The organism is Paenibacillus sp. NPDC056579 (assembly GCF_042793215.1).
Classification (GTDB): domain Bacteria; phylum Bacillota; class Bacilli; order Paenibacillales; family NBRC-103111; genus Paenibacillus_S.
In genome coordinates, this window is record NZ_JBHTVD010000002.1 from 185526 (window position 1) to 198388 (window position 12863).

The 12863-nt window shown below is 51.9% G+C and carries 11 protein-coding genes; 7 read left to right on the plus strand and 4 right to left on the minus strand.

The window, feature by feature from the left end; all coding sequences use genetic code 11:
- Nucleotide 1: 1 nt before the first annotated feature.
- The 4 genes from cyoC to ACFQ88_RS08400 all read right to left on the minus strand — a co-directional run bounded on the left by cyoC (nucleotide 2) and on the right by ACFQ88_RS08400 (nucleotide 4131).
- Nucleotides 2–613, minus strand: coding sequence for a cytochrome o ubiquinol oxidase subunit III (cyoC, locus tag ACFQ88_RS08385; RefSeq protein WP_379453798.1), 612 nt, complete (start codon nucleotides 611–613; stop codon nucleotides 2–4).
- Nucleotides 613–2586 carry a cbb3-type cytochrome c oxidase subunit I gene (locus tag ACFQ88_RS08390; RefSeq protein ID WP_239632720.1) on the minus strand — a complete coding sequence of 658 codons (1974 nt, stop codon included), beginning with the start codon at nucleotides 2584–2586 and terminating at the stop codon, nucleotides 613–615. The genes cyoC and ACFQ88_RS08390 overlap by 1 nt, the downstream gene beginning before the upstream one ends.
- Nucleotides 2587–2603: 17 nt before the next feature.
- Entirely contained in the window at nucleotides 2604–3596 is a 993-nt protein-coding gene (gene cyoA, locus ACFQ88_RS08395; protein ID WP_379453799.1) for a ubiquinol oxidase subunit II, read from the minus strand.
- 259 nt (nucleotides 3597–3855) lie between these two features.
- Nucleotides 3856–4131 carry a hypothetical protein gene (locus ACFQ88_RS08400; protein ID WP_239632725.1) on the minus strand — a complete coding sequence of 92 codons (276 nt, stop codon included), beginning with the start codon at nucleotides 4129–4131 and terminating at the stop codon, nucleotides 3856–3858.
- A 288-nt stretch (nucleotides 4132–4419) separates the two neighbouring features.
- Between ACFQ88_RS08400 and ACFQ88_RS08405 the strand changes: the two genes are divergently transcribed.
- The 7 genes from ACFQ88_RS08405 (at nucleotide 4420) to ACFQ88_RS08435 (ending at nucleotide 12790) form a co-directional block, all read left to right on the plus strand.
- Nucleotides 4420–5604, plus strand: coding sequence for a glucuronate isomerase (locus ACFQ88_RS08405; RefSeq protein ID WP_239632727.1), 1185 nt, complete (start codon nucleotides 4420–4422; stop codon nucleotides 5602–5604).
- Between the two features lie 35 nt (nucleotides 5605–5639).
- Complete coding sequence (locus ACFQ88_RS08410; RefSeq protein WP_379453800.1) at nucleotides 5640–6599, plus strand: Gfo/Idh/MocA family protein; 960 nt, start codon at nucleotides 5640–5642, stop codon at nucleotides 6597–6599.
- 125 nt (nucleotides 6600–6724) lie between these two features.
- The gene (locus ACFQ88_RS08415; RefSeq protein ID WP_379453801.1) at nucleotides 6725–7750 is read left to right on the plus strand and encodes a response regulator transcription factor; all 1026 of its coding nucleotides are present in this window, start codon (nucleotides 6725–6727) and stop codon (nucleotides 7748–7750) included.
- A 37-nt stretch (nucleotides 7751–7787) separates the two neighbouring features.
- Nucleotides 7788–8801, plus strand: a complete 1014-nt coding sequence (locus tag ACFQ88_RS08420; protein WP_379453802.1) for an NAD-dependent epimerase/dehydratase family protein — start codon at nucleotides 7788–7790, stop codon at nucleotides 8799–8801.
- Nucleotides 8802–8868: 67 nt separating this feature from the next.
- The gene (locus tag ACFQ88_RS08425) at nucleotides 8869–9852 is read left to right on the plus strand and encodes an aldo/keto reductase (protein WP_379453803.1); all 984 of its coding nucleotides are present in this window, start codon (nucleotides 8869–8871) and stop codon (nucleotides 9850–9852) included.
- Nucleotides 9853–9977: 125 nt separating this feature from the next.
- Nucleotides 9978–10268 (plus strand): DUF3817 domain-containing protein, encoded by a 291-nt coding sequence (locus ACFQ88_RS08430; RefSeq protein WP_239632738.1) that lies wholly within the window; start codon nucleotides 9978–9980, stop codon nucleotides 10266–10268.
- A 209-nt stretch (nucleotides 10269–10477) separates the two neighbouring features.
- On the plus strand, nucleotides 10478–12790 hold the full coding sequence (locus ACFQ88_RS08435; protein ID WP_379453804.1) for a glycoside hydrolase family 95 protein: 2313 nt from the start codon (nucleotides 10478–10480) through the stop codon (nucleotides 12788–12790).
- The last annotated feature ends 73 nt before the right edge of the window (nucleotides 12791–12863 follow it).

Below are 12863 nucleotides of genomic sequence, written 5' to 3' on the forward strand. Positions count from 1 at the left end.
CTTACATCACCCCCATCAAGTAAACGACCGTGAAGACGAAAATCCATACGACGTCAAGAAAGTGCCAGTACAAGCTGATAACGTCGACTTTACGCTTTGTTACCGGCGTTATGCCGCGTTTTTTCAATTGTAGCATCAGGCCGATCATCCAGAACAAGCCGAGGGAAACGTGCAATCCGTGCGTGCCGACCAAAGTATAGAACGCGGACAAAAATGCGCTCGTCTGCATCGTAGCCCCTTCGTGCACCATGTGCACGAATTCCATAATCTCCAGCGTTACGAAGGACGCGCCGAGTAAAACCGTGACGCCCAGCCAGGCAATGAGCTGCTTCACGTTGCCTTTATGCATGGCCAGAACGGCCAAGCCGCTCGTGAAGCTGCTCGTGAGCAGGATGAACGTTTCGGCGATAATGCCGGGCATTTGGAACAGCTCTTCCGGCGTAGGGCCGCCGCTTGTATTGCCGCGAAGTACGATATAGGTGGCGAACAACGTGCCGAATAGGATACAGTCTGTAATCAGGAACAGCCAGAAGCCGAACGTTTTGAGCGATTCATGGTCATGATGCTCGTGCTCGTGATGATCGTGAGCATGTGATGCTGCCGAATGTGCCATTACGCTTTCGCCCCCCTTAATGCAGCTTCCGTCTGCTTAATTTCATCTACTGGAATATAGTAGTCCGTGTCATACGAGAACGAACGGACGATCATGCAAATCAATACGCCGATCATAGCTGGGATTGCCAGCCACATCCAGCCCCATACGAAGCCGAAGCCGGCGAAAAACCATAGAGTCGACTTGACGAACGGAATCGCCGAGTTTTTCGGCATATGGATCGGTTCCAGCGGCGTCTCAGGTGCAGGCACGATCCCTTGCTCACGCTGCTGCTTTTGCTCCCACCATTCGTCTACATGATTCACCTGAGGCACTCGCGCAAAATTATACAGCGGTGCAGGGGAAGGGATGGACCATTCCAGCGTGCGTCCGTTCCAGGCATCGCCTGTAACGTCGCGTTGATTGTGCTTAATGCTGTAGGCGATTTGCCATACTTGGAAAATGAACCCGATTCCCATCAAGAAGCCGCCGACAGTGGATACCAGGTTCAGAGGCCCCCAGCCCATATCGAAATCGTACGTGTACGTACGGCGGGTCATTCCGTCGAGACCCAAGAAATACTGCGGCATGAAACATACATAGAAACCGATGTTCCACAGCCAGAACGCCCATTTGCCCAAATGCTCGTTGAGCTTGAAGCCGAACATTTTTGGCCACCAGTAGTACAACCCTGCGAAGTAACCGAACGCAACGCCGCCGATCAGCACCTGGTGGAAATGCGCTATCAGGAAGTAGCTGTTATGGAACTGAAAGTCTGCCGGAGCTACCGAGAGCAGAACCCCGGTCATCCCGCCGATAACGAAGCATGGAATAAAAGCGACGGTCCACAGCATCGGTGTCGGATAGGATACCCGGCCTCGGAACATGGTGAACAGCCAGTTAAATACTTTTACGCCTGTCGGTATGGCAATAAGCATGGTTGTAACCGCGAAGAAGGCCGCAACATTGGCGCCGGAGCCCATCGTGAAAAAGTGGTGAGCCCATGTAAAGAAGGAAAGAACAGCGATACTGATCATGGCGAATACCATGGACGAATAACCGAATAGCTTTTTCTTGGAGAAGGTTGCCACGATTTCCGAGAAAATACCGAACGCCGGAACGACGACGATATAAACCTCAGGGTGCCCCCACATCCATATCAAGTTAATGTACATCATCGGGTTGCCGCCGCCATCGAGCGTAAAGAAATGCGCACCGGCGAAGCGGTCCAGGAATAGTAAGGCAAGGGTTACGGTTAAAATAGGGAAAGCGAATATGATCATGATGCAGCTGGAGAATACCGACCAGGTGAACATCGGCATTTTCATCAGCTTCATGCCTGGCGCGCGCATTTTCAAGATAGTGACGATAAAGTTAATCCCTGTCGCCAAGCTTCCGATACCGGATACTTGAATGCCCCAAATATAAAAGTTTTGTCCGACGCCAGGGCTATGCGACAGCTCCGACAACGGCGGATAAGCCAGCCATCCTGCGTCCGGCGAGCCGCCGATAACGAAGGAGACGTTGAACAGCATCGCGCCCCAGAAAAACATCCAGAAGCTGAGCGAGTTCAGGAACGGGTAAGCGACGTCACGTGCCCCGATTTGCAGCGGAACGACGATGTTGAACAAGCCGAACATGAGCGGCATCGCCATGAACAAGATCATAATGACGCCGTGCGTAGTGAAGATCTGGTTATAGTGCTCCGCCTCCAGAAACTTCATGTCGGGCATGGCGAGCTGAAGCCGCATGAGCAGCGCGTCGACGCCGCCGCGGAACAGCATCAAGATGGAACACAAAATATACATGATACCGATACGCTTGTGGTCAACGGTAGTCAGCCATTCGCGCCACAGCCAGCCCCATTTTTTAAAATAGGAGAGCGCGAACACGATGGCGACCATGGCCAGCCCGATGCTGACTTGGGCTCCGAGAATCAGCGGATCGCCCGTTACGAAAAACCACGATGCAAAATCTTTTATACTATCCAGCATGTGTATGCCCCCTTTCGTTAGTGATGACCGGAATGCTGTTGGGGTGTCTCTTGTGTTTTTGCCCCTTGGCCGGCTTTATTGTCGGTGTCTGCTTTTGACTGCTCTTGATGGGCAGGAGCGGAAGTTTGTCCGCTGGAGCCGTGATTGGCGTGGCCGCCGACACCGTATTTCGTAACGATTTTGTTAAACAATCCTTCCGGGAACGCGGAGAACAGCTGCTTGCCGGACACACCCGGTGTCGCGAGCTGGTTATAGCCATCCATGGTTAAAGGATTGGAGCTTTCCTTAATGTTGCGGACCCAATTGTTAAATTGTTCGTCCGATGTGGCATGCACCTGGAATTTCATGTCGTTAAAATGCTTGCCGCTGAAATTGGCGCCCGTACCGTAGTAAACTCCTTGCTCATCGGCTTGCAGGAACAAGGTCATGGCCATGCCGGACATGGTGTACATTTGACCGCCAAGCTGAGGAATCCAGAACGAGTTCATCGGCGCATCCGACGTCAGCTCGAATTTGATCGGCGTATCCTCCGGAATCGCAATATAGTTCACGGTAGCGATGCCTTGCTCAGGATAAGTGAAGAGCCATTTCCAGTCCAACGAAGTGGCTTGCACCACGATGGGCTTTTTGTCTGATTCAAGAGGCTTGGAAGGCTCCAGCGCATACGTTTCTCTTACCGTAACAACAGCCAATATGGCGATGATAACGATCGGAATTCCCCACCAAACAATCTCCATTGTCGTGCTGTGAGACCAGTTGGGTTTATAGGAAGCTTTATTGTCCGGCTTGTCGCGGTAGCGCCAAACAATAAAAGCGGTCAATACGAGCACAGGAACCAATATGATACCGCACAATATCGATGCAGTAATAATGAGATCTCTTTGCCCTGCTGCTATCGGCCCCTTCGGATCCATGACCATCAAGGATTGCCCGCAGCCCGACAAGAGCACAAGCATGGCAAGGAAGAGCAGCGGTGCCGCTATTCGAGCCGCTTTTTTCGTGATTCGCATACATTATCATCTCCAGCTCTCTTAGTAATGCCGAACGTTCGAAACGGTTGTGAATTATGGAACGTTCTTATCTATTTCATACGATAACAGATATTAAACGAGATTTCGCCGCTGTTAACAAATACGTCAACGTTTCGACTTTTTTCTGTAAAACAAAGTTCACGAAAAAGATGATTATTAATTTTTGGCAAACAAAAAACCCCTCTAAGACGCTGCTTAGAGGGGTTTTACGGTAAAACGTTGTCACATATCGGACAAGTTATGATTGGCTGTTGACATCGTCTGCCTCTTGCTTACGAGAATGAACGAGATGAATCGCCGTGCGGATGACATAAATATGAACGCTTCCGACCATGAAACCCAAACCTACCATTAAAGAGGTGTTCCGGTCGCTGAAATGATTCAAATTAAACAAACACATTAAAACGCCGATTCCAAGAATAACCCATGCGGCGGCGGTCATCCAGTTGACAAGACGCTGTACATCTCGCTCATTGTGACGTACGCTGCTTACGGATGCGGTCTTCGTCGTCATAATGATCACTTCCATTTCCTTTGTAAGTGTTTTCTTGTAACCAGTATAGCATACTTTGCCATGTTCGTTCAATAAATGTTCAATATTTGATCGAAATTCGGACAAAATTAGGTGAAGGTGACCCTCTTAAATAAGAATTGGTATATTATGGATTTGGTCATGAAATTTCCCCATAGTAATCATAAAAAATGACAACTATCTTTGAAACTAACGCCATGGAAGGCATGACCATCAAGGTGTATGATGGATGGGGACCTTATTATCAAATGGAAGAAGGGAACAACTCGCATGTTGACTCATGAAGCATTCATGGAAGAGATTATGGGGTTTGACGTACTGGATACACACACCCATTTGGTGGGGGACCGCCTTGGGGCAAGAGATTTTTGGGAAATCGCTCACTATTTCTGGCTGAACCGCGAAATGCAAGCGGCGGGGTATCCGGATCAAGCTATGGAGCTGCCCGAGGATGAGCGTATAGAGGCCTTTTTGACAGCATATCAAAAATCCCGCAACACGCTGATGAACTGGATTTTTACGAATATTTTCAAAAATCTGTACGGTATCGAAATCAAGGATGCGGATTCGATCCGGAGAGCCGACGCCGCTGTCCGCGCGACGAGCGCACAACCGGGCTGGGCGCAGCAGGTTGCCGATAAGCTGAACATTCGTGCGTTTGTGACGAATATTCCTGAGCACGCCGAGTTTCTGAATATGGATCGCAATGCCATTCTGATTCCGAGAATCGACGGCAAAATTTTCGAATGGACAAAGTCGGTGCATCAGGCGGAGCAGCGCGAGCAAGCTTTGGAGGAAGTGCGCGGCGCCGTATTCAAGCTCGTATCCGACATTAAGGAACGCGGCTGTCCGGGGATTATGACGACGCTGCCAGGCTATGACGCCAAAGCGAATGCGACGTATGCTCTGGAGGAAGCGACCCGTGACCAGCTTATGATGAAGGTGCTTCATGTTGTGTGCGAAGCGCTGGAGGAACACGGCTTGTTCTTGCAATTATTCCTTGGCGTAGAGCGCTCCTGGTGCAACACGGCCGTGCCTGTCAACGACCCGCTGCGCATCGTGAAGCTGAACGGGCTCTTTGAGCGTTACAAGATTCAATTCGAACTGGTCGTAGCTTCCGAGCTTAACAATCTGGACGTTGTTCAGGCGGCATGGAACTACCCTAACGTCCATGTCGGGGGCATGTGGTGGTTCAACTTCCGTGCCAGCACTTACCGGGACATGATGCAGTACCGTTTGGAGGCGCTTCCGGCAATCAAGAGCTCGCTGATCGTTTCCGATGCCCGCTGCATCGAGTGGAGCTACGGCAAAATTTTGATGGTCAAGAAGCTGATCGCCGAGGTATTGTACCAGCAAATGCAGCTGGGCTGGATCGATTACGATACGGCTATACAGGTGGCCAAAGACTGGCTGTACCATAGCGCGGCCGAGAGATACGGATTTACGCTGAACTAATTCATTCATTTATGCAGCCGAAGGGGAGTATTGCGATGAAAGCGATTTTGGTAGGGTTTGGCGTGGCGGGATTTTCCTGGTACAAAAGATTGAGAGACCGAGGGCTTCTAGCTGCCGTCGTAGAAACGGATCCTGCAATGAAAGAGAAGATGGGAAGCGACAATTTCCCGTTCTATACATCGCTTGCCGAAGCATTGGACAAGGAGCAGGCCGATTTCCTCGTGAACGTAACTTCCCCGATGGCTCATACTGTAGTCAACAATGCGGCTTTCGACCGCAAACTGCCGGTATTGTGCGAGAAGCCGATTTCCTTTGACTATGAGGAATCGATTCAAATCGTGCAGCGCGCCGAGAGGGAGAACATCCCGTTCATGATCGCCGAGAACTACCGCTGCAACGCAGGGATTCGCAAGCTGAAGCAGCTGCTCGAGCAAGGAGCGATTGGACGCATTTCTACTATAGATATACTGTTTTACCGTTATCATCATGTTCAGCGCAAATATACGGTAAGCCTGCTGGACGACATCGGCGTACACCATTTTGATATGATCCGTTATTTGAGCGGCGCCGAGGGACAAAGCGTATATGCGGAGCTGTACAATCCGATCGGCGGCTGGGAAGAAGAAGGAGCCGTAATCAATACGAATGCAATTATCGATATGGAAGGCGGCATCAAGGTCAGCTATACCGCATCCATCGCTTCCAGAGGGAACCAGACTCCGTGGGCGGGCAATTGGCGTATTGAAGGAACGGAAGGGACGATCGAATACATCGATCAGGTCATTTATCATATTCGCGACGGCGTTACGACCAAGATCGACGATTATTCCGATGTCCAAGCTCCGGATACGTTGAAGGAATTTTTGGCCTCGCTCGAGGAGCAGAGGGAAGCGGAAACTAGCGGGTCCGATTATTTGAAAACCCAGACGCTGGTGCATTTCGCGAAAATATCGAGTACGGAAGGGCGAAAAGTGGAGATTAAGCATCCGAATTAGCAGCTCATTCTTCGTATCAGGCAATCATCGGGGGCTGCTGCAAGGGAACACCTTGCGGGCGGCTCCTTTTTTTCAAACTGCCGGTTCAGTATCGTACCGTTGCGGCATGAGAGGAGAGAGCGTCCATGCAGTTGCTTATTGTTGATGACGAACCGATTATCCGCTTGGGACTGGTGAAGATGGCGGAGGTGTATGCACCTGCCTTTGCGGGAATCCGAACGGCGGAGAACGGACTTGATGCCCTGGACAAAATTCGTGCTCTTGAGCCTGACATCGTCTTGACGGATATCCGCATGCCCAAGATGGATGGCCTCGCATTATGCCAGAAAATCCATGATGAGTATTCGCACATCCAAACAGCCGTCATATCCGGCTACAGCGATTTAGAATATGCGCAAAAGGCGATTAGCTTCGGTGTGAAGCAGTACCTTCTAAAGCCGCTGGAAGTGACGGAGCTCCATGAGGTGTTGAACAACCTGGCGCAACAGTCTTCCTCAGGCTATATTTCGGTATCCCGCTATATGGAATGGATAGATCGGATGGAGCAGTCGATTTGGTCGATGAAGATGAGCGACCTGAACGCGGTGATGAAGCAGTGGCGGGAATACTGTCTCTCGTCCAACTTATCGTTAAGCCAGGTGAAGGAGCTGCTGGAGGATTGCATAACGATGTTGGTTAAGCGCTTTCAATCCAAGCAGCCGGGCAAGGAAAAAGAGTTTGTGTATCAGAGTATCCATGGGGAAAGCATCATGGCTGCGCTCGATCGTTTCGACGGCGTCCTGCGCCAAATGGCCGAGCACTTGCTCATCTCCCGTAAAGGAAATTACCGTGACCCGATGGACGAAGCCAAAGCCTATATCGACAGCAGGCTGTCCCAGGAAATATCGCTGGATCAGGTAGCCGCCATGATCGGCCTGACTCCGACTTATTTTAGCGCATTGTTCAAGAAAATGACTAACGAAACGTTCGTCCAGTATCGGATTAACCGGAGGATGGAGAAGGCGAAGGAGCTGTTGTCGGTCCCCCATATTCGAATTGTCGATGTGGCCTCGCTGGTCGGCTATGAGGATTACCCGCATTTCACGAAAACCTTCAAAAAGATCGTCGGCATCTCCCCGTCGGAATATCGAAGCCAGCAGGGGATCAAATGATGTGATAAACTGAAGAAAAAGGCAGGTGACATCCATTATGAAACTATTGGTTCTTGGGGGCACAGGCGTAATCAGCCGCGCCATTGTGGCGGAAGCTCTGGCAAGACAGCATGAAGTGGCGGTATTCAACCGCGGCAGCAAAAACCATTTGTTCTCGGGCGAAGTCGAATGCATCGTCGGCGATAAAGCGAACCGCGAGCAATTCCGCGAAGTGATGAAGGACAGGCAGTTCGACGCCGTGATCGACATGATTTCGTTTGACGCCAAGGACGCGCAGTCAACGGTCGAAACGTTCCAGGGCCGGACGGGTCAAATCATCGTCTGCTCCAGCACGGCGGCTTACAAGAGGCCGTTTCGGACCGTTCCCACGTCGGAGGATGCCGAGCAATTGGTTGAAGATGCGGCGTTTCCTTATGCATTCCACAAAGCGGAAATGGAGCGGTATTTGCAGCAGGTCATCGAAGCGGGAGAGCTTCCCGTGACGATCATCCGGCCATCCTTGACTTACGGCATCGGGGCGGCGAACCTGGGAGTGCTGCGCCAAAACTATAACATCGTCCACCGTATCCGCAGCCGGAAGCCGCTTGTCATGTTCGGCGATGGTACGATTCCTTGGAGCTTCAGCTTCGCGCCGGACGTAGCCAAGGCTTTCGTAGGCGCCGCAGGCAATGAGCGGATGTACGGGCAGCATTATCATGCAACCAATGAAGATATCCATGTATGGCAGGATCTGTACTTGGAGCTCGGCAAGCTGCTCGGAATCGAGCCGGAGCTCGTTCACATCAGCTCGAGCATGCTGAAGGAGGCGAACCCCGATCTATTCGCTCATCTGTACTATGAGAAAAGCTACTCCGGCCTATTCGACAACAGCAAGCTGAAGCTGGATTTGCCGGGCTATCAGGCGTCGATCTCGCTGTCTTCGGGACTTGCGATGATGCTCGAATGGTATGAAAGGGAAGGGCATTCGGTCGATGAATCGAAGGATCGGCTGGAAGACCGGCTGACGGCATTTTACACCGATGCGTGCAGCCAGTTAAAGGGTTTGTTTTAAGGTATAATCGTTCAAGAAATGAATCCATGAATCATGATCATATAGTTGGGAAGCGGAGGGATTGTGAATGAAATACAGACAACTGGGCTCGACGGAATTGTCGGTAAGCGAGGTCAGCTTCGGCACTTGGGCTATAGGCGGATCTTGGGGCAAGAAGGACGACAGCGAATCGCTGCGCGCCTTGGATCGTGCGATGGAAGCAGGAGTCAACTTCTTCGATACGGCTGACGTGTATGGCGACGGCCATAGCGAGCAGCTTTTGGCGAAGGCGACGAAAGGTAAGGAGGATTCCATCCATATTGCAACCAAATTTTGCAGAGCGGGAGATATTCACGATCCTTCGATTTATTCGGAAGCTTCGGTTCGAGCGTATTGCGAGCAAAGCTTGAAGCGTCTCGAGCGCGAACGCATCGATTTATATCAGATTCATTGTCCGCCAATTGCCATTTTGCGGGACGGATCGGTATTTGAAGTGCTGGATAAGCTTCGTGCGGAAGGGAAAATCAGAGAGTACGGAGTCAGCGTCGAGACGGTGGAGGAAGGGCTGCTCTGTCTGCAATATCCCGGAGTGAAGGCGCTTCAGGTTATCTATAATCTATTCCGCCAGAAGCCGGAGCAGGAGCTGTTTCCGCAGGCGCATGCCCGGGGTGTCGGCATATTGGTCAGGCTGCCGCTGGCCAGCGGGCTGTTGACCGGCAAATTTTCGGAGACTGCGAAGTTTGATGCGGATGATCACCGTACATATAACCGGAACGGGGAGAGCTTCAATGTGGGCGAAACGTTTGCCGGACTTCCATTTGAAAAAGGCGTATCCTTGAGCCGCAGCCTGCATTGGATCGCAGAGGGCAGAGGCAATATGACCCGTGCGTCGTTGCGGTGGATTTTGGACAATCCGAATATCACGTGCGTCATTCCCGGCTTCAAAAATACCGCCCAGGTCGAAGACAACCTCGGCGCGCTGGAGGTGCCTTCATTTACCGACGCGGAACGCCAGCGGATAGAGCAATTTTATAAGAGAGAGGTTCATGAGCATATCCGCGGGGCTTACTGAGTAATAGCGCAAAATGGCAAAAGTGAATAGTTTCCGACAAATGCCGCTTTTTATAGGAGAAAAGCGGTTTTTTTTATATAATGTCATTGTCATGATTAAATATTATGGAACAGGATGGTGCATTCATGTTCAAGACCCCTATCGGGCGTTTCCGTGCTGTCGGGTTATATGAGGGAATTTCCTACCTCGTGCTTTTGGCAATCGCTATGCCGCTGAAATATTTTGCCGATTTTCCGCAAGCGGTTAAAGTCGTCGGCATGCTTCACGGCGTGTTGTTCGTCCTCTACATGCTGGCTCTGGCACATGTCATTTTGGTTCACCGCTGGAATATCGTGAAAATTTTCGGAGCCATTATCGCGTCGCTTGTACCGTTCGGAACGTTCGTGCTGGATGCCAAGCTGCGCAAGCAATCTTAATCTTAATCGTGTCTACCATGGACAAGCTGACGCTGTAGAGGTGTCGGCTTTTTGCTTTTTTCGGGTGTCGGGACGTTTACCTTAGTTTTATGCAAAATCATGTGAGCATTCTACATGGTATTTAACGTCCAACTCTCTTACAATAGAAAAGATGTACTTAATTAGATTTGCAAATGCAACAACTCTATATAGTTGGAAGGAGTCTCATCATGACCAGTTTACAGAAAGAATCGGCAGCTCGCTCAACCTTATGGTATAAGCAACCGGCTAGCAAGTGGCAGGAGGCTCTTCCTATCGGAAACGGGCGTCTTGGCGGGATGATTTATGGGACGGTAGCCCAGGAGAAAATTCAATTGAATGAGGATACCGTGTGGTACGGCGGTCCAAAAAAGGCGAACAACAAGGAAGCGCAGCAGCATTTGGCCGAAATTCGCCGGCTGTTGTTCGAAGGCAAGCAGCAGGAAGCGGAGCATCTGGCTCGTATGGCTCTTATGTCCGCCCCAAAATATTTGCACCCGTATCAGCCTTTGGGCGACTTGCTGTTTTATTTCTTGAATCATAACCAAAAAGCAGAACATTACCGCAGAGAGCTGGACTTGGAGACGGCTACCGCTAGCGTTAGCTATCAAATAGACGGGTACGATTATAAAAGGGAATATTTCAGCAGCACGGTAGACGGCGTCATGGCGATCCGGCTGACCACGAATAACCCGGGCGGGCTTACGTTCAGCGTTCATTTCATGCGCAGACCGTTCGACGGCGGCTCCAAAAGTATCGGATCGGATACGATCATGATGCTTGGCGAATGCGGTAGGGACGGCGTTCAATTCCGTGCCGGGCTGAAGGCGATCGTAAACGGCGGTTCGGTCCGTACGATCGGCGACTTCCTGTCTGTGGAGCAGGCGAGTGAAGTAACGCTGCTTCTGGCGGCCAATACGACGTTCCGCTATGACGATCCGGAGAAGCATTGTCTGGAGCAGCTGACGCAAGCAGCGCACAAATCGTACGAGCAGCTGAAGCGCGATCACGTAGCGGACTATTCGGCGAAGTTCGGCCGTGTCCGTCTGGAGCTGACTTCTCCATCCGATTCTGCAGCACAAGCGCTACCTACCGACGTTCGGCTGAACAAAGTTCAGGAAGGGAACGACGACTTGGGGCTTGTACAGCTGTTCTTTGATTTTGGAAGGTACTTGCTCTTATCCTGCTCCCGTCCGGGCAGCTTCGCGGCGAACCTGCAGGGCATTTGGAACGATAACTATACGCCGCCCTGGGAATCGAAGTTTACGATCAATATCAATACGGAAATGAACTACTGGCCGGCCGAGCTGACGAACTTAGCGGAATGCCACGAGCCTCTCTTCGATCTGATCGAGAGCATGCTTCCGAACGGCAGAGTGACGGCACGCGACGTCTATGGCTGTGACGGCTTCGTTGCCCACCACAACACGAACCTGTGGGGCGATACGCATGTAGAGGGCATTTTGGTAACGGCATCCATCTGGCCGCTCGGAGCCGCCTGGCTGTCGCTTCATCTATGGGAGCATTACCGCTTCGGATTGGACCGCAGCTTCCTGGCCGAGCGCGCTTATCCGATTATGAAGGAAGCGGCCCAATTCCTGCTGCAATATATGGTCGAGGATCCGAAGGGACGCCTCGTAACGGGACCGTCCATCTCGCCGGAAAACAAGTTCATCCTTCCGGACGGGACTCAGGGCAACTTGTGCATGGGACCTGCCATGGATATGCAGATCGTGTACACGCTGTTTACGGCATGCACCGATGCGGCGAATGCGCTCGGTATCGACCAATCGTTCCGTGAAGAGCTCGCCACTGCATTGGAGCGGATTCCGAAGCCGACCATCGGCAAGCACGGACAAATTATGGAATGGCTCGAGGATTATGAGGAGCACGATCCGGGCCACCGCCACATCTCGCAGCTGTTCGCGCTGCATCCGGGCGAAATGATTCATGCCCGTCATACGCCTGAACTCGCAACGGCAGCCAGACGGACGCTGGAGCGCCGTCTATCTAACGGGGGCGGCCATACCGGCTGGAGCCGTGCATGGATTATCAACTTCTGGGCGAGACTCGGCGAAGGCGATACCGCTTACGAGAATGTGCGCGCATTGCTGGCGAAATCGACTTACCCGAACTTGTTCGACGCGCATCCGCCGTTCCAAATCGACGGCAATTTCGGCGGCACGGCGGGCATTGCCGAGATGCTGCTGCAGTCTCACGGCGGGGAGCTCGCGCTGCTGCCTGCGCTGCCGAAGGCTTGGGCCGAAGGCAAAATCAGCGGCTTGCGCGCCCGCGGTGGGTACGAGGTTGCCCTGGAGTGGAAGCAGGGCGAACTGACTCAAGCGGTCATCCGCGCGAAGCATACGGGCACGGTGCGCATTTATGCGGGCCTGAAGCTGCAAGCGCAGAGCGAGGGACAGCCGGTCGCAGCGGCTTACCAGGGCGACCTGATGGAGCTGCCTGTAGAAGCGGGAGCTGTGTACGTGCTTACGCCTAGCGTTTAATATAGGAAGAAGACCTGCCGTATCTTCGGGATCGGCAGGTTATTTTTTTGTCATCATGATACAGGAATATGGA

Bases quoted from the DNA above. Each gene is read 5' to 3' on its own strand.
- cyoC (WP_379453798.1), bottom strand. From the start codon at position 613: ATGGCACATTCGGCAGCATCACATGCTCACGATCATCACGAGCACGAG.
- ACFQ88_RS08390 (WP_239632720.1), bottom strand. From the start codon at position 2,586: ATGCTGGATAGTATAAAAGATTTTGCATCGTGGTTTTTCGTAACGGGC.
- cyoA (WP_379453799.1), bottom strand. From the start codon at position 3,596: ATGCGAATCACGAAAAAAGCGGCTCGAATAGCGGCACCGCTGCTCTTC.
- ACFQ88_RS08400 (WP_239632725.1), bottom strand. From the start codon at position 4,131: ATGACGACGAAGACCGCATCCGTAAGCAGCGTACGTCACAATGAGCGA.
- ACFQ88_RS08405 (WP_239632727.1), top strand. From the start codon at position 4,420: ATGTTGACTCATGAAGCATTCATGGAAGAGATTATGGGGTTTGACGTA.
- ACFQ88_RS08410 (WP_379453800.1), top strand. From the start codon at position 5,640: ATGAAAGCGATTTTGGTAGGGTTTGGCGTGGCGGGATTTTCCTGGTAC.
- ACFQ88_RS08415 (WP_379453801.1), top strand. From the start codon at position 6,725: ATGCAGTTGCTTATTGTTGATGACGAACCGATTATCCGCTTGGGACTG.
- ACFQ88_RS08420 (WP_379453802.1), top strand. From the start codon at position 7,788: ATGAAACTATTGGTTCTTGGGGGCACAGGCGTAATCAGCCGCGCCATT.
- ACFQ88_RS08425 (WP_379453803.1), top strand. From the start codon at position 8,869: ATGAAATACAGACAACTGGGCTCGACGGAATTGTCGGTAAGCGAGGTC.
- ACFQ88_RS08430 (WP_239632738.1), top strand. From the start codon at position 9,978: ATGTTCAAGACCCCTATCGGGCGTTTCCGTGCTGTCGGGTTATATGAG.
- ACFQ88_RS08435 (WP_379453804.1), top strand. From the start codon at position 10,478: ATGACCAGTTTACAGAAAGAATCGGCAGCTCGCTCAACCTTATGGTAT.